Source organism: Aminipila terrae, from assembly GCF_010120715.1.
In the GTDB taxonomy this organism is placed as follows: domain Bacteria; phylum Bacillota; class Clostridia; order Peptostreptococcales; family Anaerovoracaceae; genus Aminipila; species Aminipila terrae.
Genome location: NZ_CP047591.1, coordinates 1,052,553 through 1,077,962, shown reverse-complemented (window position 1 = coordinate 1,077,962; position 25,410 = coordinate 1,052,553). Strand labels below are relative to the sequence as shown.

At 37.5% G+C, this 25,410-nt stretch carries 21 protein-coding genes and 2 pseudogenes; 21 read left to right on the top strand and 2 right to left on the bottom strand.

All coding sequences use genetic code 11. The features are described 5' to 3' along the window. The first annotated feature begins 93 nt into the window (after positions 1–93). The 10 genes and pseudogenes from tig (at position 94) to Ami3637_RS05050 (ending at position 14,219) form a co-directional block, all read left to right on the top strand. Complete coding sequence (tig, locus tag Ami3637_RS05095; RefSeq protein ID WP_162361615.1) at positions 94–1,377, top strand: trigger factor; 1,284 nt, start codon at positions 94–96, stop codon at positions 1,375–1,377. 157 nt (positions 1,378–1,534) lie between these two features. Beyond that, a pseudogene (clpP, locus tag Ami3637_RS18910) lies at positions 1,535–2,118 on the top strand (ATP-dependent Clp endopeptidase proteolytic subunit ClpP). 15 nt (positions 2,119–2,133) lie between these two features. After that, positions 2,134–3,411, top strand: a complete 1,278-nt coding sequence (clpX, locus tag Ami3637_RS05085) for an ATP-dependent Clp protease ATP-binding subunit ClpX (protein WP_162361614.1) — start codon at positions 2,134–2,136, stop codon at positions 3,409–3,411. Positions 3,412–3,711: 300 nt separating this feature from the next. Beyond that, a complete protein-coding gene (gene lon / locus Ami3637_RS05080) occupies positions 3,712–6,003 on the top strand; it encodes an endopeptidase La (protein WP_162363670.1) in 2,292 nt (763 codons plus the stop codon). 43 nt (positions 6,004–6,046) lie between these two features. After that, positions 6,047–6,652 carry a ribosome biogenesis GTP-binding protein YihA/YsxC gene (gene yihA, locus Ami3637_RS05075; RefSeq protein WP_162361613.1) on the top strand — a complete coding sequence of 202 codons (606 nt, stop codon included), beginning with the start codon at positions 6,047–6,049 and terminating at the stop codon, positions 6,650–6,652. Positions 6,653–6,678: 26 nt separating this feature from the next. Continuing rightward, the gene (locus tag Ami3637_RS05070; RefSeq protein ID WP_202931091.1) at positions 6,679–7,029 is read left to right on the top strand and encodes a YkvA family protein; all 351 of its coding nucleotides are present in this window, start codon (positions 6,679–6,681) and stop codon (positions 7,027–7,029) included. Next, positions 7,019–7,555, top strand: a complete 537-nt coding sequence (gene hpt / locus Ami3637_RS05065) for a hypoxanthine phosphoribosyltransferase (RefSeq protein WP_162361612.1) — start codon at positions 7,019–7,021, stop codon at positions 7,553–7,555. Before Ami3637_RS05070 ends, hpt begins: the two co-directional genes overlap by 11 nt. A gap of 78 nt (positions 7,556–7,633) precedes the next feature. Further along, a complete protein-coding gene (locus tag Ami3637_RS05060) occupies positions 7,634–8,206 on the top strand; it encodes a PduL/EutD family phosphate acyltransferase (RefSeq protein ID WP_162361611.1) in 573 nt (190 codons plus the stop codon). A 413-nt stretch (positions 8,207–8,619) separates the two neighbouring features. After that, a complete protein-coding gene (locus Ami3637_RS17310) occupies positions 8,620–9,117 on the top strand; it encodes a hypothetical protein (protein WP_243158109.1) in 498 nt (165 codons plus the stop codon). 59 nt (positions 9,118–9,176) lie between these two features. Further along, a complete protein-coding gene (locus Ami3637_RS05050) occupies positions 9,177–14,219 on the top strand; it encodes an LPXTG cell wall anchor domain-containing protein (protein ID WP_162361610.1) in 5,043 nt (1,680 codons plus the stop codon). Between the two features lie 76 nt (positions 14,220–14,295). On the opposite strand, the gene Ami3637_RS05045 is transcribed toward Ami3637_RS05050, so the two are convergent. Beyond that, entirely contained in the window at positions 14,296–14,925 is a 630-nt protein-coding gene (locus Ami3637_RS05045; protein WP_162361609.1) for a class D sortase, read from the bottom strand. Between the two features lie 187 nt (positions 14,926–15,112). On the opposite strand from Ami3637_RS05045, the gene Ami3637_RS05040 reads away from it, so the two are divergent. The 9 genes from Ami3637_RS05040 (at position 15,113) to murA (ending at position 22,804) form a co-directional block, all read left to right on the top strand. After that, a complete protein-coding gene (locus Ami3637_RS05040; protein WP_162361608.1) occupies positions 15,113–16,324 on the top strand; it encodes a BTAD domain-containing putative transcriptional regulator in 1,212 nt (403 codons plus the stop codon). 38 nt (positions 16,325–16,362) lie between these two features. After that, entirely contained in the window at positions 16,363–17,325 is a 963-nt protein-coding gene (locus tag Ami3637_RS05035; protein WP_243158108.1) for a transglutaminase-like domain-containing protein, read from the top strand. Between the two features lie 75 nt (positions 17,326–17,400). Beyond that, complete coding sequence (locus tag Ami3637_RS05030; RefSeq protein WP_162361607.1) at positions 17,401–18,429, top strand: type II secretion system F family protein; 1,029 nt, start codon at positions 17,401–17,403, stop codon at positions 18,427–18,429. A gap of 18 nt (positions 18,430–18,447) precedes the next feature. After that, on the top strand, positions 18,448–18,735 hold the full coding sequence (locus Ami3637_RS05025; RefSeq protein ID WP_162361606.1) for a hypothetical protein: 288 nt from the start codon (positions 18,448–18,450) through the stop codon (positions 18,733–18,735). Positions 18,736–18,744: 9 nt separating this feature from the next. Then, positions 18,745–19,242, top strand: a complete 498-nt coding sequence (locus tag Ami3637_RS05020) for a DUF4860 domain-containing protein (protein ID WP_162361605.1) — start codon at positions 18,745–18,747, stop codon at positions 19,240–19,242. Beyond that, complete coding sequence (locus Ami3637_RS05015; RefSeq protein WP_162361604.1) at positions 19,235–19,618, top strand: hypothetical protein; 384 nt, start codon at positions 19,235–19,237, stop codon at positions 19,616–19,618. Before Ami3637_RS05020 ends, Ami3637_RS05015 begins: the two co-directional genes overlap by 8 nt. Before the next feature lies 1 nt (position 19,619). Continuing rightward, positions 19,620–20,108 (top strand): hypothetical protein, encoded by a 489-nt coding sequence (locus Ami3637_RS05010; protein WP_162361603.1) that lies wholly within the window; start codon positions 19,620–19,622, stop codon positions 20,106–20,108. A gap of 24 nt (positions 20,109–20,132) precedes the next feature. Continuing rightward, positions 20,133–21,197, top strand: a complete 1,065-nt coding sequence (locus Ami3637_RS05005; protein WP_162361602.1) for a type IV pilus twitching motility protein PilT — start codon at positions 20,133–20,135, stop codon at positions 21,195–21,197. A gap of 344 nt (positions 21,198–21,541) precedes the next feature. Next, positions 21,542–22,804 (top strand): UDP-N-acetylglucosamine 1-carboxyvinyltransferase, encoded by a 1,263-nt coding sequence (murA, locus tag Ami3637_RS05000; RefSeq protein ID WP_162361601.1) that lies wholly within the window; start codon positions 21,542–21,544, stop codon positions 22,802–22,804. A gap of 83 nt (positions 22,805–22,887) precedes the next feature. Here murA and spoIID read toward each other — a convergent pair whose 3' ends face one another. Next, positions 22,888–23,889, bottom strand: coding sequence for a stage II sporulation protein D (spoIID, locus tag Ami3637_RS04995; protein WP_162361600.1), 1,002 nt, complete (start codon positions 23,887–23,889; stop codon positions 22,888–22,890). Positions 23,890–23,969: 80 nt separating this feature from the next. On the opposite strand from spoIID, the gene Ami3637_RS04990 reads away from it, so the two are divergent. Next, positions 23,970–24,812, top strand: coding sequence for a fumarate hydratase (locus Ami3637_RS04990; RefSeq protein WP_162361599.1), 843 nt, complete (start codon positions 23,970–23,972; stop codon positions 24,810–24,812). Between the two features lie 9 nt (positions 24,813–24,821). Further along, positions 24,822–25,396: pseudogene (locus Ami3637_RS04985) on the top strand (Fe-S-containing hydro-lyase). The last annotated feature ends 14 nt before the right edge of the window (positions 25,397–25,410 follow it).

The following is a 25,410-nucleotide window of genomic DNA, read 5'->3' as shown; positions in this document are numbered from 1 at the left end:
ACACGAAAAGCAGACAGAATGATTACCCGGCAGATAAAGAGGTATATATGATATATGACCCACGGGGTTTGATATTTAGGAGGAAAATATATAATGAAATCAACATTTATTTCAAGAGAAAAGAACGATGTAAAGTTTACAATGGAGTTTACAGGGGAAGAGTTTGAAAAGGCTGTTATTGCTGCTTATCAGGCTAACAAAGGCAAATTTGCCATTGATGGTTTCAGAAAAGGCAAAGCACCGAGAACTTTAATTGAAAGACATTATGGAGAAGACGTTTTCTTTGAAGATGCCATTAACGAACTGTTTTCACAAAATTATTTCAAGGCTCTTGATGAACTTGACATTAATGTTATAGACAGACCAAATGCTGACTTCAGTGAAATTAAGAAAGGGGAAGGATTTACTGTTACTATTACAGTAACTGCATACCCTGAGTTCGAGGTAAAGGATTATAACGGTGTTGAAATCCAGAAAGTTGAAAATACAGTTTCAGATGAAGATGTAGATAAAGAACTGGAAGTTTTACAGACAAGAAATGCAAGAATGGTTCTGGCAGAAAGACCTGCAAAAGAAGGAGATACTCTTCTTATCGATTATGCAGGATTTGTTGGTGAGGAACAGTTTGAAGGCGGTACGGCTGAAAGACAGCCATTAAAGCTTGGATCTAATACTTTTATACCAGGATTCGAAGAACAGTTAGTTGGCTGCAGTGCAGGGGACGAAAAGGACGTTGTAGTAACCTTCCCAGAAGAATACCACGCTGAAAATCTTGCAGGAAAAGAAGCAGTATTTAAGTGCAGAGTTCATGAAGTAAAGGAAGAAGAAAAGCCTGAACTAAATGATGACTTTGCTAAAGATATAAGCGAGTTTGACACACTGGAAGAATTAAAGAAGGACAAAAAAGAAAAACTTGAAAAGGCCGCACAGGAAAGAGCAGTCAATGAAATGAAGAATGCAGTCCTTGAAAAGATTTATGATGCAAATGATATTGAAGTTCCCCAGGTTATGGTGGAAGACGAAATCGATGGCATGATGCAGGAATTTGACCAGCAGTTAAGATACCAGGGCATGGATCTTGAAAAATATTTCCAGTATCTTGGTAAAGAGGCAAAAGACTTCAGAGAAGAACTTAGAGAAGAAGCAACAAAGAAAACCAAGACAAGAATGCTGATTTCTGCTATTGCTGATGCAGAAAAAATTGAAGTTACTCAAGAAGAACTTGAAAAGGAATTTGAATTAATGGCTATCCAGTATAAACTTGAAGTAGAAAAAATTAAGTCAATGCTCGGTGCAGAAAACATTGCAGCCCTTGAAAAAGACCTCAAGATGAGAAAAGCTGTAGATTTAGTATATGATAAGGCAGTAATTAAATAGAAAAAATAATTTTAGGTGCAGTTGGTTAAAATAGGAATCAACTGCACATAATATCTAAGTATGTAAAATAGAAAACAAATTTATCAAGAATTTTTCGTATAGCTTTTCAATAGATTAGCAGTACGGCAAAAATGCAAAGAAGAAGGGGGTATAGTAAATGCCAATGATACCTTATGTCATCGAGAATACCGGAAAAGGTGAACGCTCCTACGACATATATTCAAGATTGTTAAAAGACCGAATCATATTTCTTGGAGAAGCCATTGATGAACATGTGGCAAGCTTAGTTGTTGCACAGCTTTTGTTCTTAGAGGCCGAAGACGCCAAGAAGGATATTTGTATTTATATTAATAGCCCGGGGGGTCTGTAACAGCAGGTATGGCTATATATGATACTATGCAATATATTAAACCGGATGTGTCTACTATATGCATTGGTATGGCAGCAAGTATGGGTGCATTTTTATTATCTTCCGGGGAAAAGGGCAAGCGGTTCGCGCTTCCCAATGCTGAAGTCATGATTCATCAACCTTTAGGAGGTGTGAATGGTCAGGCATCAGATATAAAAATTCATGCTGACTGGATATTAAAAACCAGAGAAAAGCTAAATAAAATTTTAAGCAGTAATACGGGTCAGGATTTAGCTAGAATTGAAAGAGATACAGATAGAGACAATTTCCTAAGCGCAGCAGAAGCCGCAGAATACGGCTTAATTGACAAGGTAATTGAATTTAGACCATAACTAAGGGGGACAATTATGACCAAATATGACGAAAGCAAGCAACTAAAGTGCTCCTTTTGCGGAAAGCCTCAGGATCAGGTACGAAGATTAATTGCAGGGCCTGGGGTATATATCTGTGATGAGTGCATAGAGCTTTGTCAGGATATCATAACTGAAGAATTCGCGTCTATGGATAAGGACAAGAAAGTAGACGAGGGATTTAAGTTACTAAAACCCATGGAAATAGCTCGAATTTTATCTGACTATGTTATCGAACAGAATGATGCAAAAAAGGCGCTGGCTGTTGCTGTATATAATCACTATAAAAGAATTAATTCTTTAAGCAGAAAAGACGATGACGGTGTTGAAATCCAGAAAAGTAATATTATTATGATAGGCTCAACGGGTTCAGGAAAAACTTTAATGGCACAGACTTTAGCAAAGATTCTAAATGTCCCTTTTGCTATAGCAGATGCTACAGCGTTAACTGAAGCTGGTTATGTTGGAGAAGATGTTGAGAATATTTTATTAAAACTAATTCAGGCGGCAGATTACGACATAGAAAAGGCTCAAAAGGGCATAATATATGTTGATGAAATAGACAAAATTGCAAGAAAATCAGATAACCCTTCCATTACAAGAGATGTAAGTGGAGAAGGAGTACAGCAGGCTCTTTTGAAAATCCTTGAAGGTACTGTTGCAAGCGTTCCTCCTCAGGGAGGAAGGAAACATCCACATCAGGATTTCATACAGTTTGATACAACAAATGTACTGTTTATCTGTGGAGGAGCTTTCGATGGCCTTGACAAGGTGATTCAGAGACGTATTGGTGAAAAAACAATCGGATTTAATTCTGAAATTAATAATAATGAGGCTGAAGTCAAGGAAATATTAAAGAAGATTCAACCGGAAGATTTGATGAAATACGGGCTGATACCTGAATTCATTGGGAGACTTCCAGTTATTGTTACTTTGGAAGATTTGACAAAGGATGCACTTGTCCGTATTATTACGGAGCCAAAGAATGCATTGCTAAAGCAATATAAGAAGCTGTTTTCTATGGATGATGTTGAACTTGAAATAGAAACGGATGCCATTGAACGCGTTGCAGAGAAGGCAATTGAAAGAAAAACAGGAGCAAGAGGTCTTAGAAGTATACTGGAACGTATTATGACAGACATTATGTATGAAATTCCGTCAAGAGGCGATGTACGTAAATGCATCATTACAAAAGGCACAATTGATAATGACATAATGCCAACATTGGTGCTTGTAGATTCAAACAAAGAGGAAAATACAGAATCTGCATCATAACAGAAATAGCAGGCGGCAGTTATGTCGCCTTATTTTGTTTAAACGGTTAAAAAGGGCTGTGGCAGAATAAGAGCGAAGTAGCCGCTTATCTTGTTTGCAGGAGGATAATATATGACTGATCAGAAAAAGAAAGATATTTTAGATAAATTGAAAGATGAATTAGAAAAAGCATTGGATGAATCGGACAGACTTCTTTCTGATTTTGGAGATTATGAAGAAACAGAAGATTCTGATGATGATAAAAATGAAAACACGGATGAATTACAGGAAGAAAGTGAAGACGGTAGTCGTGTATTGCCAATGATTCCACTTAGGGGTCTTTCTGTTTTCCCCAGCATGGTCCTTCATTTTGATATAGGCAGGGAAAAATCTATAAATGCTTTGGAAAAGGCCATGATTATGAATCAGCAGATTTTTCTGGCTACACAGAAAGATGAAAATACTGATCTGCCTACTACAAATGATTTTTACCATGTGGGGACAATTGCCAAGATTAAACAAATGCTCAAACTTCCCGGAGATTCTATAAGAGTCTTAGTTGAAGGCGTAAGCAGAGGTGAAATAAAAGAAGTTGTTCTTGAAGTGCCGTATTTTAAATGCAGAGTTATTCCTGCTCCAGAGGATGAACAGGAGGAAATTCTACCAAAGACTTCCGCGCTGATGAGAGCGGCTCTTTCCAGCTTTGAGGAGTACTTATCTTTAAATACAAAGAACTCAAAAGACGTATATTCAAGTATTTCATCTATTAACCTGCCAGGAAGGATGGCAGATTTAATTACTTCCCATATTTCTATCAGGGCGGAAGAAAAACAGGAAATCCTTGAATGCTATGATATTGATGAGAGATTAGAAAAGGTTAACAAAATCCTTATCAGAGAAATCGAAATCCTTAATATTGAACAGGATATTAATATAAAGCTTAAAACAGCTATAAATAAGCACCAGAAAGAGTACTACTTAAGAGAGCAACTTCGTGTTATTCAAGATGAGCTTGGACAGACTGAGGATGTAGAAGATGAAGCAGATAACTGGAATAAACAGCTTAAGAAGCTGAAGCTTCCTGCAAAGACAGCAGAAAAGGTTGGAAAAGAAATTAAGCGGTTCAGCAAGTTACCTCCTTCTTCAGCGGAGAGCAGTGTTATCCGTACTTACGTGGAGACTATTCTTGCATTACCTTGGAATAAGTGCGCAAAATCAAACATCGATTTAAAAAAGGCAGAAAAAATCTTAAATGCGGATCATTATGGTCTTGAAAAGGTAAAAGAAAGAGTCTTGGAATATTTAGCTGTAGTACAGCTTTCAAATAGTATTAAAGGACCTATTTTATGTCTTGTTGGGCCTCCGGGAGTAGGTAAAACCTCCATAGCAAAATCTGTAGCACGGGCAATCAATAGAGATTTTGTGAGAATGTCTCTCGGAGGAGTCCGTGATGAAGCAGAAATAAGAGGACACAGAAGAACATACATTGGTGCGATTCCGGGGCGGGTAATATCAAGCATTAAAGATGCAGGAACCAATAATCCCGTATTTCTGTTTGATGAAGTTGACAAGATTGGAGCCGATTTTAAGGGAGACCCAGCGTCTGCATTATTGGAGGTTCTTGATCCTGAACAAAATAAAGATTTTATGGATCACTATCTGGAGATTCCATTTGATCTTTCAAAGGTGATGTTTATAACTACTGCCAATACCATTGATACCATTCCAAGACCACTTTTGGACAGAATGGAAGTTATTCATGTACCAGGATACACAGAGGAAGAAAAAGTAAATATTGCTGAAAAGTATTTAATTCCTAAAAAAGTTAAAGAGCACGGACTCAAAGCAGCAAATATAAGTATCTCAGAAAGTACTGTACGGGATTTGATAAATTATTATACCAGAGAATCCGGTGTAAGAAATCTGGAAAGGGAAGTGGCAAATCTTTGCAGAAAAGTAGCAAGAAAGATAGTTACAAATAAAGCCAAGAGCTATCGGATTACACCAAAGAACCTGGAACATTATCTGGGTAAAAAGAAATACAGGTATGATATTATTCAGGGTGAAAATGAAATCGGTGTTACTACTGGTCTTGCGTGGACTGTTGTAGGTGGAGATACATTGTTCATTGAAACTACATGTATCCCAGGATCAGGTAAATTGGTACTGACAGGACAGCTTGGAGAAGTAATGCAGGAGTCTGCAAAGGCAGGCATCAGTTATATAAGGTCTGTAGCTGATAAACTTGGCATAGCGGAAGATTTTTATAAGACACAGGATTTGCATATTCATATACCGGAAGGAGCAACCCCAAAAGACGGGCCTTCTGCAGGGGTTACTATGTGTACAGCAATTATTTCAACCTTAACAAATACTCCGGTCAGAAAGGATGTTGCCATGACTGGGGAAATAACACTTAGAGGAAAAGTTTTGCCTGTAGGAGGTATCAGGGAAAAAGTTCTTGCAGCTCACAGAGCTGGAATTACCAAGATACTCTTACCTGAAGATAATGAAAGAGATATTGATGATATACCTGCAAATATAAGAAAAAAGCTAGAATTTGTATTAATTAAAACAGTGGACGATGCTCTTGAACATGCACTGGTTAAATAAAAACTAATACTCAAGGACATTGAAAGAATTAAGGAAAAGTGATATGATAATAAAGAAAGCGGATATTGAAACGATTGCTGTAAAACCAAATCAATATCCTGAAGCAGATATACCGGAAATTGCCTTCGCAGGACGTTCTAATGTGGGGAAATCTTCTCTGTTAAATCTTCTGACCAACAGGAGGAATCTGGCAAGAACCAGCGGAAGCCCAGGAAAAACAAGAACGATTAATTTCTACAGGATTAATGACCAGTTTCGGATTGTTGATTTACCTGGTTACGGATATGCGAAGATCTCAAAATCCCAGACAGAAGGATGGGGGCAAATGATGGAATCATATCTTGAAGGAAGGCCAACCCTTTTAAAAGTCATACAATTGGTTGATATCCGGCATGCTCCATCTGCTCAGGATGTCCAGATGTATGAGTATCTAAGGCATTTTGGACTGGATGGCATTGTTGTGGCCACAAAGGCTGATAAGGTGTCAGCAAATGAAAAACAAAAATGTTTAAGTGTTATAAAAAAGACATTGGGGTTATCCGCAGAGGACAAGATTATACCTGTGTCGGCTTTAAAAAAGACAGGCTATGAGACACTGCTTGATGAACTTGAACAGCTTATAGAATCCTCTGCAACGGTAGCCAGATAATGTAAATATCAGGGGAGAGAGCCTAGATGTATCAATTTATTGGTTTCAATGTAATCTTCAAAAGAATTAAAGCTATAAAGTTTATGATGAAAGATAAATCTGTGCCTTTACGAAAGAAATTACTGATTGTTTTGGGTATTATTTATCTGGTCTCTCCCATAGACCTTATTCCCGCTGTACTTTTTCCTATTGCATGGATGGATGATTTGGTGGTGTGGATTTGGATTCTATTGCACTTAAAGGACGAGCTGGATAAGTACTGGGTAGGGGAAAAAGCAGAAGATCTGTCAAAGAAATATAAGGGAAAAGATATTATAGATGATGCAACTTACAAAGTTGATGTTCAAGATAGCAAGGAGTCAGACGATGGAAAATAATTATCAGGATAAGATCGGAACTGTGATGATTACACAGGAACAGATATTAAAAAGAGCAGAGGAAATCGGAGCTGAAATCACAGAAGAATTTGCAGGTGAAGAAGTTCTTGTAGTAGGGATTTTAAAAGGCGCAGTTCTGTGGATGGCAGATATCGTAAAGAATATAAAGCTTGATTGTGCTATTGATTTTATGGCATGCTCAAGTTATGGCGCATCTACGAAAACCTCAGGAGTAGTTAGAATTCTAAAAGATTTAGATACCTCCATAGAAGGAAGAAATGTGATTATCGTAGAGGATATTGTAGATTCTGGCATTACCCTTAAATATTTAAAGCAGAACCTTGAAGGAAGAAAGCCAAAATGTATTAAAATTTGTTCTCTGCTAGATAAGCCTTCTGGCAGGAGCATTGATTTAGATGCTGATTATATAGGATTTACGGTAGAAGATAAATTTATTATTGGTTATGGCCTTGACTATGACCAAAGATACAGAAACTTACCGTATATCAGTTTCCTGGAGGGCTAACAATATTTTGTTAAGTACTATGCCTTTCTGACATCAGAATGTGCATAATATATTTATACATAAAAGGAGAACATAAAAATGAGCTATGAAGTAAAAATCGGATTATCAAATAAGCACTTGCACTTAAGTGAAGAGCATATTGAAGCATTGTTTGGTGCAGGACACAAACTTACTCCTACCAAGGACCTTGTACAGCCAGGCCAGTTTGCCTGTGAAGAGAAGGTTGATATTGTAGGCCCTAAGGCAACTTTAAAGGGTATCAGAGTTCTTGGACCTGCAAGACCAGAGACTCAGATTGAACTTGCTATGACAGATGCAAGATCCATTGGAATTAAAGCACCTGTCAGAGAATCAGGTAAACTTGAAGGAACTCCTGGATGTAAGCTGATAGGACCTTGTGGAGAGGTTGAAATTGACCATGGTGTAATGGTAGCCCTTAGACATGTTCATTTATCTGACGCTCAGGCTAAAGAAGCAGGCGTTAAGGATAAGGATGTAGTAAGTATTAAAATTGAAGGAGAAAGAGGACTTATCTTTGATAACGTATTAGTTCGTGCCGGAGATAAACATGAAAGAGAAGTACATCTTGATACTGACGAAGGAAATGCAGCTGGCTGCGGACCTGATGCAGTATGTACCATCATCAAATAGCATACGAGAAAATGAAATTGGACAGGCTTAAACCCAGCCTGTCTTTTTTATTGGGCAAAATGTATTGTAAATATATGCAGGTTTATTCACAATGCAGTCGAAAAACATTGAAATAATAAGATATTTACATAATTAAATATTGGTACTCATATAAAAAGAAGTAGTAAAATAATAAATATTAGTTATATTTAATTACATAAAAATAAAATATCCATTTAATAACGAACTAAGACCTTATGAAATAGTAGTATAACCCCAAATTTCATATAGAGTCTTATTTTTAATTAAGCTGGAGTTAAAAAATATAAAAAAATTTTAGAAAATTTTAAGAATGTGACCAGTTTGTGACTTTTAAATGTAATAATACAGGTGTTGTATGAAGATGACATAATCTATAGGGAAAGGGGAAGAATATGGGAGATTTAGAAACGTTAATTTCATTCCTGCCTAATTATGTAGTATGCATAGACAAAAGCACAGAAGGTGGGGCACTGACAGGGCGTATATATTCAGGCTATAAGAAATTTAGTTCTATTAATTTTAATGACTTACATGAGATGCTAATAATTATAGAAGAAATTATGGATACGATACAATGTCCGGGTGCAGGTGCTAATAAAAGGGGATTTAAAAATAAAATGAAATCCGTTGCTCTTAATAGTACAGAAATAAGGGAGGCTAAAAAAGCAATGAGAAAATTTGATACTGGTAATGAAAGTGGTCAAAAAGCTACTTTCATATTGCAAATAAAATTCAGACAGAATGCCAGTTGGCAGGGTACAGTTCAATGGGTAGAAAAGAAGCAAACGTTGAACTTCAGAAGTGCATTGGAATTAATTAAAATAATTGACAGTGCAACTGAACAAGGTTACAAGGCAGAAGTAGTAGAGATGGATCAAGAAGTTATTTAGCACGTATGCCGGCACCTATATAAACAATAAGTTTATAAAATGAAAGAGGAGACAAATAAATGAATGAATTAACGAAAAAAGGTTATGGAAAAATTCTTGCATTTATGCTTGCAATGATGGTAGCCTTTACTTACTCAACGCCAATTAGTGCGTTTGCAGAAGTGAAAGGCAATTCGGCAGAAATTGTCAACGGAGGTGGAGATTCGTTTTATGATAAAAACGGAAAATCTGTCCCAGACTGGAATAGTGCGGCTGTAGGTCTAAGCAAGAAAATTACAAAGCTATCTGGGGACAATGAATTTCAGATTGACTTAAAAGTACAGACAAAGAGTGAGGTACAGACTGTAACAAAGGAAAATGATGCAGCAGTTACACTTGTAATGGATGTATCCAGAAGTATGGTTGATAATAAGGATGGGGGAAAAACAAGGCTTGCAGCATCCAAAGATGCAGCTATGGACTTTCTGAGAACCTATGTAAAGGATGCAGGTAACGCAAGGCGAATGGTTTCAGTAGTTATGTTTGGAACCAACGGAAAGACTGTAAGTGGCTGGGTGGATGCAAACGGCAAGAACGATCAAATTTCAGATGCGGCGAAAAATGCGATAAATGGTGTGAACAATGGCTTTACGCTGCAGTACTCTAAAAAAGTGGAGAAAAGTTTCATTGAGTGGGAGCGTCATACGTTTCATCGAGACTGGTGGTGGTGCACTTACGAAGGGTGCCCTGATAATGCAAGACACGATGAATATCAAAATGGAACATTAGGGCAGACTCATACACATGAGGTAAACCAAGATGCCCAGCTCAAGGATGATGGCGGCACGAATTTTGAAGCAGGCATGATGCTGGCAAAGAATATCATGGCTGATGGCCTTAAGAAGGGCGGCAGTATAGATGGTGTAGCTAAGAAAAGTGTAGTAGTGCTTACTGACGGCCAGCCAACTTCTGCAATAAACAGCAGCTCTTCATCAATGTCTTATATACTCGGCACAGGTGGCAGCAGTACAAATGACGAAGATTTGGATGAAGTAGATGGAATAGTTTCAGCTTTAAAGGGCATGGGAAGCAGTGTATACAGCATAACCTATGCATTTGACAGTGATTCTTTTGATCTTTACAATAATAAGGGTTATTATTATACAACTAAAAACATCATAAACTGGCTAAAGAACGAAGTAGGAGTAACGGAAAACTACAAGGCAAGTAACCTTTCAGGTCTATTAAAGGCATTTGAAAACATAAATGATAAGATAGACAACACTGTTACTTCAAATGGACTAAAGGTAACGGATCCTATGGGACCACAGTATATTTTGTTTATGAGTGGAGACGACAGGGACAGCGCAACTTTTAGTGGCAACACACTGGTATGGAAACCAAATGACGGAGATCTTGTTAAAACAGATGCAGATGGAGGAAAGACATACACCTATTCCTATAAGATAAAACTCGATACAGCAGCTGAGGGATTCAAAGAAGATACGGAGTATAATACTAATGGAAGAACAACTCTTGATTATAAATATGGAGATGAAGTAGCTTTCAAAACCGTTGATTTTTCAATTCCAAGTGTAGAAGGAAAAGTACCAGAGGTTCCTTATACAATAGAATATTATAAGTGGGATAAAGGAGCTAAAGCTTTCCCTGCAGAACCAACAAAGACTGTTGATGGGGGAAAAGTTAAGCTTTGGACAGTAATAAATGCTCCAAAAGATTATGCAGCAGAATATAATAGTGACAATTATCATTTTGCAGAGGGAAGCGGAACATTACAGATAACTGCATCTCTTAATGGAAATGTAATTAAACTTTACTACATGCCTGATATGGCAAATGTAACAGTTAAGCATTATTATAAGACAGATGTAATCAATGCAGATGGAAGTGAAACTCCGGCAGCAGATTATGTACTAAACAATACAGTACCTAATGAAAATCTATATGCAGGAGATAAGTTTGAAGCAACACCTGTTTCTGAACTTGATGGTGTTAAATATACTTTAAACGCAAAATCAGATAATACAGTAATTAGTCCTCTTCCAAAAGGTTCATCTACAATAAATCTTTACTATGATGGAAAGAAGGATAATAGAAAAACAACCAGTATTGTTGTAAACAGAATTTACAAGACTGGTAAATGGGTAATTAATGAAACTACAGGCAGATATGAAGAAGCTTTTGATACTGGAACACCTCAGAAATATGAGGATAACAATGATGTAAAGGCTCATTCAACCTATGCAACCTCAACAACCAATGGTGTTAAGGACGGATATGTCTATGAAGGTACAGATAACGGAAGTTATGATGCTGAAAAGAATCAAGTAACATTAAAGCTCTCAGAAAATGAAAATATTATAAATGAGACCTTTGTAAAACATGCGGAAAAATCTGAATTAACTCCTGCAAAGGTAGTGGTAAAACACAATTATTATCTGACAGAAAAGAAAATAGTAAATGGAAATCTTGTAACGGTTATACCAGAAACACCTGTTACTGTTGAAGACAAATCTAATGATTACTACGTTGGTGAACATTTTACACCAAAAGAACAGACAGTGAATGACGGCATAACCTATGAAGCAGATAAGACAAATACCGATAAATTAAAAACTTATGAACTGTCAGCCGGAACTTTGGAAATCAATTTAAATTATGTTCAGACAAAAGCGCCAACAGCAACTACTGTAACAGTAAACCACATCTACAGAACTTATGAAACAGTTTGCAAAGAAATTGATAATGGAGATGGAACCTTTACAACAAAGAAAGAAGTAGTTGAAAAAGAAGATGGAAGAACGTCTGAAGAAATAAATAAAATAGAGATTTCTAATATTGAAGAAAAATTATATGAGGGTTTTGTATATACTGCCAATAAAGATGGCGAGTATAAGGGCAAAACATATACGTTTAATTCAAAGGATTCTAAGAATGCAACCATGACACTGGCTGCAAGCGGTAATGTTGTAGATTTATACTATGATGCTACTGAGGATAACAGAGAGGCTGCAGATATCCAGGTAAGTCATATTTATATCACAAAGCTTACTACTGTAGAAGATGGTAAAGTAATAACAAAAGAAGTACTTGACAGTACTGGAATTGTTGATAAAGATACCGATGTATATCATGGCAAAGCTGGTGATGAATTTACCATCACACTGCACAAGGACAATGGTGGAAAGACGTATACTTTAAGGGATAAAGATGTCCCTGAAAAGGTTACTTTAAAACCTGGAACAAATAAAACCATTGAAATTGTATATGAAAGAGAAGCAAGTGATTTAAAGGCTTCAGCTCTAAAAGTCATTCACAAATATGTAGATAAAGTGATGACAGTAGTAGATGGGGTAGCTGGATACTATGATGAAGGAACTGCAACTGTTGCAGAAGTATCAGATTTTACTGTTAATAATGGGCAGAAGCTTCCTGAAAAAGTATATGCAGGAGAAAAGTACAGTGTAGATCTGGCACCTGTCCATGACGGCGTAACTTATACTCCGGATTCTAAGAACCCAGTTACAGATATTACGCTGGCAGATTCAGAGGCAGGAAGTTCTCTTGAATATAAGTATATTAATGAAAAGGAACTTCCAAAGACTTCTGTTACTGTAAATCATCATTACAGCTATAAGCATATAGACAGCTTAGGTAAGGAATCAACTACAACTGATGATACAAAAGTAGAAATGCCTGCACCTTATGTTGGAACAAATGTTAAGGTTACAGCTGCTGAAGCAGGATACAGCTTTAATAATGTAACTGTGGGTGGAACAGATTCCTATACAAAGGATGCTCAAAATGATATTTCTATGACTGTTTCCAATGCAGCAGTAACAGTTGACTACTACTATACAAAGACAACTGACAACAGTGTTAAAGCTTCCTGGAAGGTAAATCATTATTACAGGACTTTAGACTGGAATGACAGCAATGATAAGCAATATGCGCTTGATGATACGGTTACACAGTCTGGAAGTGGCTATGCTACACTAACCTTAAAGGGTATGCCAAATTTAAAACCAGATGATAAGGGAAATGCAACTTACACCTTGGATAAGGCAAATACCACAGCTAAGGACGGTTTCTCGGAAGGTTATACTATAACTTTATCAGAAGGACAGAATGAAATTAACTTCTATTATACTCAGAAGATTGATTCCAGAGTGGCAACTGTGGTAAAGGTGATTCATAACTACTATAAGCACGATACCAGTGGTTTAGTTCCTGATTCGGCTAAGAGTGCAACTGTAAGCGGTGCTGCAGTAGAGACCCTTCCGGGAGTACTTGCAGGATCTTATGAGGAAGTATTCACAGGTAAAGAACAAGGAGCATGGGTTGGAAATAAGTTTACAGCTGATAAGCGCTACACTTATGGTGAAGGTGAAAATCAACTGACTTATAAGTTTAAAGATGCAAATCCTGAAAATGCTTCAATAGATTCACTTAAACTGGCTTCTGCAGATGATTCCAATGTAGTGGTTCTAAATTATGTATATGATTATGATGCAAGTGAAAACGTTATCATGAAAATCAATTATGTTTACAGAACTAACGATACCTATACAGGAAAGACTACAGAAGACATTCAAGCTGTAAATGCTAAATTTGGCAATGAACAGTTTGGAACATGGGATAAAACGGATAAGACTTTTAAGGCTAAAGAAATGACCAAGTCAGGATTTACACGGGTAACATCAGATAAAAACATGACCGTAAAATACAGTGCAGGAACCAATGAAATAACAGTAGTTTATGAAAATAACGTAAGTTCTGCACCTAGTGGTGGTGGAAGTCATAAACCAAGTAATCCGACAAATCCAACAAACCCGACTAATCCAGATGTAACGATACCTGATGAGAATGTTCCTCTTACAGATAAAGTTGCTACAGATGGAGCGGTTATCATAGGGGATGAAGAGGTACCTCTTGCAAATAAGCCAGATGGTAAGGACACAAATACAAAGGCTATTTTAGATGAAAAAACACCTTTAGCTAATCTGCCAAAGACAGGCGGTGCAGGAATGGCCGGATTCTTCGGGTTTGGTGCAGCAATAATGGCATTGGGAGCAGTACTCAGAAGAAAAGCTGAAAAATAATGGCATAAATACAAATCATACAGGGTGGGAGCTGCAGACTGACGTAGAAAACGTTAGTCTGCGGCTTTTTTAAAGCTTATTGAAGAACTCCTTTGACAATTAGTCGATGGGTGTTGGAACCTTTGGGATGACAAGTTATAAGGGTTATAGTCGCAGAATCGGGGGTATTCACTAATACGGATACATCATCGGGCTTCACAATAAGTATATCGGTGACCTTATAGGTATAGGTTCCATTGTTATACTGAATGGAAATGGTATCACCTGGATTTACTTCCCCAAGGCGGTTAAAGTAAGAACCAAAGGTATAGTTCCGATGCCCTGCAATGCTACAGTTACCCTTTTCACCTGGGAGAGGGGTACCTGTCACATGACCAGCTCCATATTTTAAATGTTTGGAGTCAGAACCTTCTAATAGTAACTGGTCTGAGGAGATAGCTGGAATAGATATGCGGCCTATTACATCTTCAACTTTTCTGACAGGCTTTTTTTCTTTGGTTAAAGCCGATGCAGTGGAAGAAATAGCAGAGTTGCTACTTATATCAGTTTGAAAGGTCTGACTAAGAGCCGAATTTTGATCCTTTAAGTCCTGAAGGTATTGCTGGTACATTCTCTCCTGCTGATAATGCATGTAAAGCCTTCCTCCGATTGGAATAAGAAATATTATCATACCGACTATAATTAATAAAAGTGAAAATCGTTTCATAACTTATTTTGATATACAGTTATGAATTAACTGTACATCATCCTTTCTTTGATTGTACAAAAATATATAATAGAAGTATTATATAATAATTGCATGGGAATTTAAATAATAGCTGGTTAATTCGTTGAAAATATTGACAGATTAAGATATAATTAGATATGTATAAGTTATGGGGGACAATAATAATATGTTTACACAACCTGAAAACAGTCAGATTAAAATATATATGCTTGGGCGATTTGCACTGGAATATGATGGTAAAATCGTACTTGAGGATGAAGGGAAGATTCACAAAGTTTGGACTTTACTGGGATACCTCATTGCAAATCATAACAGAAAGCTTGGGGCACAGGAACTGACAGAACTTTTATGCAGTGATGACAGAAGCAGTGATCCGTCAAAGGCAGTAAAAAATCTGGTATATAGATTAAGGTGTGTTCTTTCTGACAGTGCCCTGCCCATAGAAAACTATGTTATACAAACAGGAGGAATCTACAGCTGGAATAATAATATCGCTTGCAGTATAGATACAGAAGAATTTATAGAGGCTTATAACAAAGCTAGAAAAGTTGCTTATGATCCAGACAAGTCAATTGAATTCTATCTTCAGGCCATTTCCATATATAAGGGGAAATTTTTACCCCATGCTGCTTATGACGAATGGGCAGTAAATGCCACGACCTATTATCATAGATTGTTTACAGACAGTGTTATCTGCCTTTATAAGCTTTTGGCTAAAAAGGAAGCTTATGATTTGATGCTGCCTGTTTGTGAAAAAGCCATCGACATTGATTCCTATGATGAGGATGTTTATAATATATATATAAACTGTCTCACAAAACTGGGAAAACATAAAGAGGCCCTTTCCGCTTATGAGGCTATAACCAACAGGCTCTATGATGAATTGGGGGTAAATCCCTCCAAAGAATTGAGGAGTCTGTATAGAGACATTATTAAAACTTTAAAGAGTGTAGAAACCGATCTGATTGCCATAAAAGAGGATTTAAACGAAGGTGGACATGCAGAGTGCAGTTACTTTTGTGAATATCAGATTTTTAAAGATATATACAGATTTATAGCAAGACGTGTAAACAGGACAGGGGAGTCAATTTTTATCATGCTTTGTACATTAACAGACAATAAGGATGAACTACCGTCAAAAGAGTATCTGTCAGAGGCCATGGAAAATCTCAAGTATTCTATAGGGCGGAGTCTGCGTAAGTGTGATCTTTTTTCAAGATACAGTCATTCACAGTTCGTTGTCATGCTTCCGGATACTTCTTATGAAAACGGATGTATGGTTGGCAAAAGAATTGAAACTGCGTATAAGAAAAATAAGGTGAGTAAGGTTGTTGTAATGCATTTTAAGCTGCAGCCCTTAGACCCGAAATCTTTTTAATTTACTAATATAATATGTCCTTTTAAGGTGGTGAAAAAATGAAAAAGAAAATGATATGTTGTTCTCTGATTGCTATGCTTTGCATGATGCCTGTCATATCTGGATGTGGAAAAACAGATAGTGCAAAGACGGATAAACCAACTTCGCAAGAAGTGGTCATTGCAGATGAGGATGTGCCTTTGGCCAATTCAGATGTAAAGGTGCTGGTGCCTTCTGCTCCGGGGACAACTACATATAAAGGAAACAATGTTGTCATCGATGCTTCTAATCTGGAGCAAGGCTATGTCATGATTAAATATAACGGGAAAAATGACAAAATTAAGATACAGATTGCAAAAGGTTCAGGAACCACATATACATATAATTTAAATGCCAGAGATGCATATGAAGTGTTCCCTTTAACAGAGGGAAATGGAAATTATTCAGTAAAAGTTTTCGAAAACGTGGCTGGAACAAAGTATTCTCAGGCATTCAGTAAGAGCCTTGATGTAAAGCTGGCAAATCAGTATCTGCCATTCCTGTATCCAAACCAGTATGTGAACTTTACTGCAGACTGTGAAACAGTGAAAAGGGGTGTGCAGGTTACTAAGTCTACTACAGATGACTTGAAGAAAGTAGAGCTTGTTTATGATTATACGGTGGATGCACTGACTTATGACAAGGCTAAAGCTGCCACTGTACAGTCTGGATACCTTCCAAATGTAGATGCGGTTCTTGCCGCAAAAAAAGGTATTTGCTTTGATTATGCCTCTGTTATGGCTACTATGCTGAGATCACAGAATATTCCCTGTAAACTGGTAGTAGGATATACAGGAAGCGTATATCATGCATGGATAAATGTTTATACACCACAGACCGGATGGATTGACGGAATGATTTTTTTTGATGGAAAGAAGTGGAAACTAATGGATCCTACTTTTGCGTCATCAGGAAAGAAAAGTGAGTCTATAATGAAGTATATCGGAGATGCAAGTAATTATACTGCAAAATATGCTTATTGATTAATAAAAATAAATGTTAGGGCAGATAGCAATATTTGCCCTTTTCTAAGTTAAATGGTAATTTAAGGAGTAAACATGAAGGCAAAAGAATTATCGTCATTTTGTATGCAAGTAGCTTTCTTACTGGGGGCAGGTATTTCTATTGATGCAGGACTGGCAGTGCTTTCAGAAGATGCTGAAAATCAGGAAGACCGGGACATGTTTATGCAAATGTCAGAAGATGTTGAATTTGGAGGATCACTGGCAGGAGCTATGAAGAAGACAGAGAAATTCCCGCCATATTTGATGCAAATGACTCAGGTTGGTCAGGAAACCGGAAATCTGGAAGTAGTTATGAAATCCCTGTCTCAGTATTACGAAAAGGAGAGTATTCTGGCTCAGACTATCAAAAATGCAGTTACTTATCCGCTTATTATGGTTTTGATGCTGATGGTGGTTTTATTTGTACTTCTTACTAAGGTGATGCCTATTTTTGAGGAGGTTTACAAACAACTGGGAGCACAGCTTTCTCCAATCACTAAAAGTGCCGTTCAAGTAGGTACTATCTTGAGTGGGGCTGCTATTGGGGCCATAGTTTTATTGGTTCTGGTGACCATAGGAATGGTTGTTTCTTCAAGAAGAGGATATAAACAGCTATGGACGGAACGGCTTTTACAAAACTTAAAGGAGAAGAGCAGTATTGCAATAACCTTAGCGAAGAGAAGAATTGCTGCAGTGTTGGCTATATCTATAAAAAGCGGACTGGAAATAGATACTGGTATGGAAATGGCTGTTAAGTTGATATCACAACATAAAATTCAGGACAAGCTTCAGAAATGCAAGGAACAAATGGAGCTTGGCAATTCGCTGTATGATTCTTTAAAAGAAACCGGAATTTTTACAGGGATGGATATGCAGATGATAAAGGTTGGGGTGCGATCAGGAAAATCCGATGCTGTTTTTGATGAGCTGTCAAAGAAATACGAAGAAGAAGTTGATGCAGCCATTGATAATATGATAACCAGATTTGAACCTACCATGGTAGTGATTTTAGCTGGGATTGTGGGATTGATTTTATTATCTGTAATGATGCCGCTGGTTGGAATCATGGCATCTATAGGTTGATAAAAGGTGGTAATAGGAATGAAAAACTATATTCTATCCATAGCTGCCTTTATATGTGCGGTGGGAGTGTTTATATATGCAGTAAATGCTGTATCACAGAGATCTGACACAGAAGGAGCCAAGGCATTGCAGCAGGCAATTCAGCGGGCATCAGTCCAGTGTTATGCCATAGAAGGAAGATATCCTGCATCCGTAGATTATCTGGTGGAAAACTATGGCGTCCAGATTGACAAAGACAAATATGCGGTATTTTATGAAGGGTTTGCATCAAATGTCATGCCTGACATTACGGTCAGTCGATTATAGGAGAAGCTTATGAAGGCCAAAGAAATGTATAATAAAGGGCAGTCTATACAATTCCTGTTTACCATGGTATTATTGTTTTCCCTTGCAATAAGCGCTATATTCACCGTTTTATTTGGGGCAGGAGTATATAAAAACATCGAAAAGAGGATGAATGAAAATTTCAGCAGTACTACGGCGCTGTCATATATTTCAAATAAAGTAAAACAGAATGACAAGGCTGGCATGATATCTGTGGAAAATATGGAAGGTACTCAGGTTTTAAAATTAGTTGAAACTTATAATGGGGAAGCGTATAATACACTGATTTATTGTAAGGATGGAGAATTGAAAGAACTGTTTTGTAATGAAAACAGCGGACTGGCCCTGGAAGATGGAATGAACATCATGAACCTGCAGGGAATATCTTTTGAAATGGAAGGGGACAGATTGTTAAAAGTTAAAACTTCCAAAGACAACAAGGATTATCTGCTTTTATCCTTGAGAAGCCAGGAGGGTCAATATGAGTAATAGAAATTCATCCCAGCTGTTTCTGATGGAGTTTATATGCGTCGTTATGTTTTTTGCTCTATGCGCGGGATTATGCTTAAATGCTTTTGTTAAAGCTGACAATATCAGTAAGCAGGGGAAACAATTAAATGAAGCAGTGCTATTAGCCCAGAGTATGGCAGAAACCATAAAGGCAATGGACAGTCCCAGTCATGAGAATATAGCTGCTGCAGCAGATAAATTAAACAAAGAAGATCAGAACGAACTTACTGTAATGGTCAGAGACCGAGTTCTTCAAGACATGCTTCAGGCAGATATTTATGTTTACGGTTCAAAAGACGATGTCAAAAAGATTTGCAGTATTTCTATAAATAAGTATTTACCTGGTGAGGTATAAAATGCAAAAAAATAGGTTTAATAACAAACAGAAGATTCAGATTGGTACTAGCTCGCTTTTGCTTATTTTTACTGTACTATGCCTTGTAGTTTTCAGCACACTATCCTTAGCAAGCGCCAGAGCTGATTATCGCCTGGCAGCCAAAAATGAGAAGAGTGTTAAAGCGTACTATGAAGCCGATACAAAAGGTGAGAAATTAAAAAAGAATATTAACAGCCGATTAATGAAACTGGCAGAACAAGCTCACAGTGAAGAGGAATTTAGACAGCTGGTAAAACAGAGTTTTAAAGGTGCATTTGATGAAAAAAATAACAGCATCTGTTATACTGTTGACGCTGGTAATGAACAATTCCTTTTAATACAGTTGCAGTTATGTGATTATAAAGAAGTTACAAAAGGAAGACAGAACTTCAGGGTTACTTCCTGGAGTATTCAAAATAAAGTTGATTATGAAGTTGATAACAGTATGCCTGTCTGGGATGGCAATTGATATAAATTGAATGGAGAAGATTATATGAAGGCATTAAAAGTATTAAATTTAGCTGTAGAAAAAAATGCATCAGATATTTTTTTAATTCCAGGTGTGGGATTTTCTTTAAAAGTTAATGGTAAAATTTATCCTTATGAAGGTAAAACCTTACTTCCTGATGAACTGGCGGAGATTATATCACAGATCTATGAACTGGCAAAAAACAGGTCCATGGAAAAAGTAAATAAATCCGGGGATGATGACTTTTCATTTTCTGTGCAGGGCTTATCTCGGTTCCGTGCAAGTATATTTAAACAAAGAGGATCACTGGCGGCTGTTATACGAGTTGTAAATTTCGACCTGCCAGACTTTAGGGAACTCCACATTCCAAAGACTGTTATTGATGTAGCTGAAATGAAAAAAGGTCTGGTACTTGTTACAGGTTCAGCAGGAAGTGGTAAGAGCACTACATTAGCATGTATCATAGACCAGATAAATAAAATGAGAAATGTTCATGTAATAACCTTAGAAGATCCTATTGAATATTTACATAAACATCAAAAGAGTATTGTGACCCAGAGAGAAATTTCTACAGATACAGCAGATTATGTTTCAGCACTGAGGGCGGCTTTGAGGCAGGCACCCGATGTTATTTTGCTGGGAGAACTCAGAGATTATGAAACGATTCGTACAGCCATGACAGCGGCAGAGACCGGGCATCTGGTTATTTCTACGCTTCACACTATTGGAGCCGCCAATACTATTGACAGAATTATCGATGCATTTCCGGAAAATCAGCAAAGTCAGATAAGAGTACAGTTGTCTATGGTTCTTCAGGCAGTTATTTCTCAGCAATTACTCCCTACCGTAGATGACACCACAATACCTGCCTTCGAAATTATGTTTCTTAACAATGCCATCAGAAACATGATCAGGGAGAGAAAGAATCATCAGATTGACTCTGTTATTGCTTCTGGGCAGGAAGAAGGAATGATTTCCATGGATAACAGTCTACTGAACCTGTACAGGGAAGGAATCATAGCAAAAGACGTTGCTTTAACTTACAGTACAAATAGAGAATTTTTCGAAAAGAGAATGGAAAGAGCATAATATAATGATTATTTAGTAGCCAGATTGTTAATACTAACCTTATAAAGAAAGAGGCTATTAAAAAGTATGTTTTGTCCCCCTTTAGCATTAATTAGCAGCTTCTTTCTTTATTTGTAGTATTAAATTGTGGTTTTAATAAAAATTGGAAAAACTTGTTTGCGGATAAAATGATAATATAAAATTTTTTTTCTTGTAAAAAGGAAAAATGATGTTATAATATTTAAGGTGTGCTGGGGTAGATAAATTTGGATATACTAGTCTGGTATACGATGAATTAACAAATAAAATTATAGCAGATAGATAATGAAGTAAGATACATAATATAGATTATTTTGGAGGGAAAGTTGGCTAAATATTTAGTTCAAAAAAGTGGACCACTTAGAGGAGAGGTTACCATAAGTGGCTCTAAAAATGCCGTGCTTCCTATTATGGCGGCAGCCATTTTAACCGATGAATCCTGTGAACTTACAGAAGTTCCAGCGCTTAGAGATGTAGATGTAATGTGCAGACTGCTTGGGAGTCTGGGCTCAAAAGTAAAAGAAGAATATAAAGATAATAAACTTGAAATAGAAACAAAAGACATCATGACTTGTGAGGCACCATATGAGCTGGTAAAGAAGATGAGAGCTTCTATACTGGTTATGGGTCCACTTTTAGCCCGAACCGGAAAAGCCAGAATTGCGCTTCCCGGAGGGTGCGCTATAGGTGCAAGACCCATTGACCTTCATTTAAAGGGATTCCAGGCATTGGGTGCTAAAATTATTGAGGGTCACGGATATGTTGAAGCTGTTGCGGACAAGCTTATTGGTAATAATGTTTACTTGGATTTTCCAAGTGTAGGTGCTACAGAAAATATTATGATGGCAGCTGTAATGGCTGAAGGTATTACTATTCTGGAAAATGTGGCAGAAGAACCTGAAATTGTTGATCTGGCCAATTTCCTGAACAGAATGGGTGCAAAAATAAAAGGTGCAGGGACAGATACAATAAAAATAGAAGGAGTACCAGCCCTTCATGGAGCAAAACATTCTGTTATACCGGATAGAATTGAGACGGGAACTTTTATGGTTGCGGCAGCTATCACAAGGGGAAATGTGCTGATAAAGAATGTAGTACCTGATCATGTAAAGCCTATTATTGCAAAGCTGAAAGAATGCGGTGCAGCTGTAGAAATTACAGATGATGGCTTGATTGTAAGGGGAGATGTTGCTCCGCTTACCTCAACAGATATAAAGACACTGCCTTATCCAGGGTTTCCTACAGATATGCAGTCTCAGTTTATGTCACTTCTGGCAACTGTAAAAGGGTCCAGTATCGTTATTGAAACGGTGTTTGAAAACAGATATATGCATGTTGGCGAACTGAATAGAATGGGTGCCAATATAAAGATAGAAGGCAGAAGTGCTGTTATTCAGGGTGAAAAAATTCTACAGGGAGCACAGGTTATTTCAACGGATTTGCGAGCAGGTGCTGCATTGGTTCTGGCTGGATTAACAGCAGAAGGTACAACTGAAATTTCTGAGATTTATCATATTGAAAGAGGATATGAAAAGTTTGTAGAAAAGTTCAGGGGCATTGGTGCAACTATAATCCGAGTAGAAGAATGAAATAAATGTAAGATTTAAATAAAAACAGGTCAGTCTAAAATTGTAAGACTGGCCTGTTTTTCGTGTAGATTATACCGGGGTGATTAATATATTTTTACTCCGGTATAATAATGTTCCAGAATCTGTTTATAGTTGGATCCTCTTTTTGCCATACCATTAGCTCCGTATTGACTCATACCGACCCCATGACCAAAACCGTTACTTGTGATGGTAATCGTACCGTTTTTCATAGAAACATTAAAATTTGCTGAGGAAAGTCCTAAGGCATCCCGCAATTCTCTTCCCTTAAAAGTTGAATTGTTTATTTTTATGTCTTCTACCCGTCCACCTGCACTTTTTGAAACAATTCCAATCTTGTTGATAGGAGATGAGAGCTTCTTGCCAGGATATTTTAAATTTACTAAATATAAAAAGTCTTTTGTAGAAAAGTATTTTGTTTCTTTCTGGTGGGTGGCACCTTCTTCATATGGACTGTCTACACTTCTTAAATAAGGCACAGCAGAAGCAAATACATCTTCAGAGTTTTCCGTGTGGCCTCCGCTGGAGGAATGGAAAAGGGCCTGTTCTGCTAGCTGCCCGTTATAATACATAAGCTGGCCTTTTGTGGAATCCACGGCCTTGCAGATCTTTTTCCAGCTGTCATTCATCCATTCTTCACCTTTTAGTTCAGTAAGATCGTAAACACTCCGATAAACCTGGCAATGGGTGTCATCACAAAGAGGTGCATCAGGATGAGCAGGTGGGTTGCCTCCATCTCCCGAACGTATAATTTTAGAAAGAGAATAAGTTCTTGCAGCAACTGCCTGAGCTTTAAGTGCCTCAATCTCGAAATTGGATGGCATTTCTCCTGCAACAACACCCTTTACATAATCCTCAAAAGGAATAACTTCTGTCACACCATAGGTGTGACGGTATACCCTTATGTACTTTGGAGTATCCGTTTTATTACTAAATATTTTGGGGACTGCAGGACTGGGAATCTCGTGGAAAATACCGTGTATTCCCAAGAGTATAGAAGGCAGTATTATGAACACAAACAGCTCTGCAGCTATTACATATAAGATGGCTTTTTTTGTTATTTTCATAGTAAATCCTCTCAATTTAGTTTATTATATTATTCATAAGGACAAAGTATGCCTGTCAAAAATAAAAAGGAGTTATAGTGATGAGAGAAATAAATGTTGCAGATATTACAAAAGCTGTTAAAGAAATGGCAGTATCTACAAATCATAATTTAAGCAGCGATGTATGCAAAAGAATCAGCTACTGTAGCCAAAACGAAACATGGCCGGTGGCAAAAGATATACTGGGAAATATCCAGGAAAATATAAAAATTGCAGAGGAAGGAACCTTCCCTTTATGTCAGGATACGGGTATGGCTTGTGTTTTTCTTGAAATTGGACAGGATGCACACCTTACAGGGGGAAGTGTTGAGGAGGCTGTAAATGAAGGGGTACGGGCAGGTTATACGGAGGGGTACCTAAGAAAGTCTGTAGTAAAAGATCCTGTCAGAAGAGGCAATACTGGGGACAACACGCCGGCACATATTCATTACGACATTGTACCAGGAGATAAAGTAAAAATAACTTTTGCTCCCAAAGGATTTGGGTCAGAGAATATGAGCCAGATAAAAATGTTCCCTCCAGCTGCTGGTGAACAGGGAGTGAAAGATTTTATCGTGCAGGTGGTAAAAGATGCCGGAGCAAATCCATGTCCTCCCATTGTAGTGGGCGTTGGCATTGGAGGCACATTTGACAGGGCAGCATTAATGGCCAAAGAAGCTTTGCTTATACCTTTTGATAAAGATAATGAAGATGAGTATTACCGCAATATGGAAGAGGAGCTTCTCACCAGGATCAATGAACTTGGAATAGGGCCTCAGGGACTGGGAGGCAGCACCACTGCACTGTCAGTTAAAATAAAGACTTTCCCTACTCACATTGCAGGTATGCCTGTTGCTGTGAATATAAACTGTCATGTTTCAAGACATGAAGAAAGAATATTATAGGAGGGAAACATGGAAGCCATAAAGACAAAAGCAAAAAAATTGCAGTTTCCTTTTACAAGGGATAAATTACAGAATCTAAAAGCTGGAGATAGTGTATTGATTTCAGGCGTTATTTATACCGCCAGGGATGCAGCCCATAAGAGAATGAGTGAAATGCTTGACCGGGGGAAGAACTCCCTTTTGAACTGGATGGATCCATCATCTATTATGTGGGACCCACGCCGGAAAAGCCTGGAAACGTAATTGGCGCTGCAGGGCCTACCACAAGTTATCGAATGGATTCCTATGCTCCCAGATTCATGGATTTAGGACAGGCTGCCATGATAGGAAAGGGGCAAAGATCTCAAGCGGTAGCGGATGCAGTGGTGAGAAATGGTGCCGTATATTTTGCCGCTATTGGGGGAGCAGGGGCACTAATTGCCAAAAGTATTGTAAGTTCAGAGATAATTGCCTTTGAAGATTTAGGGGCAGAGGCTGTAAGGAAATTAGAGATAGTGGATTTTCCAGCTATAGTAGTTATGGATACTCTGGGAAATAACTTATATAAAAGTGGACCAGAGGAATATTTAAAGCAATTAAAATAAATGATATAGAGATC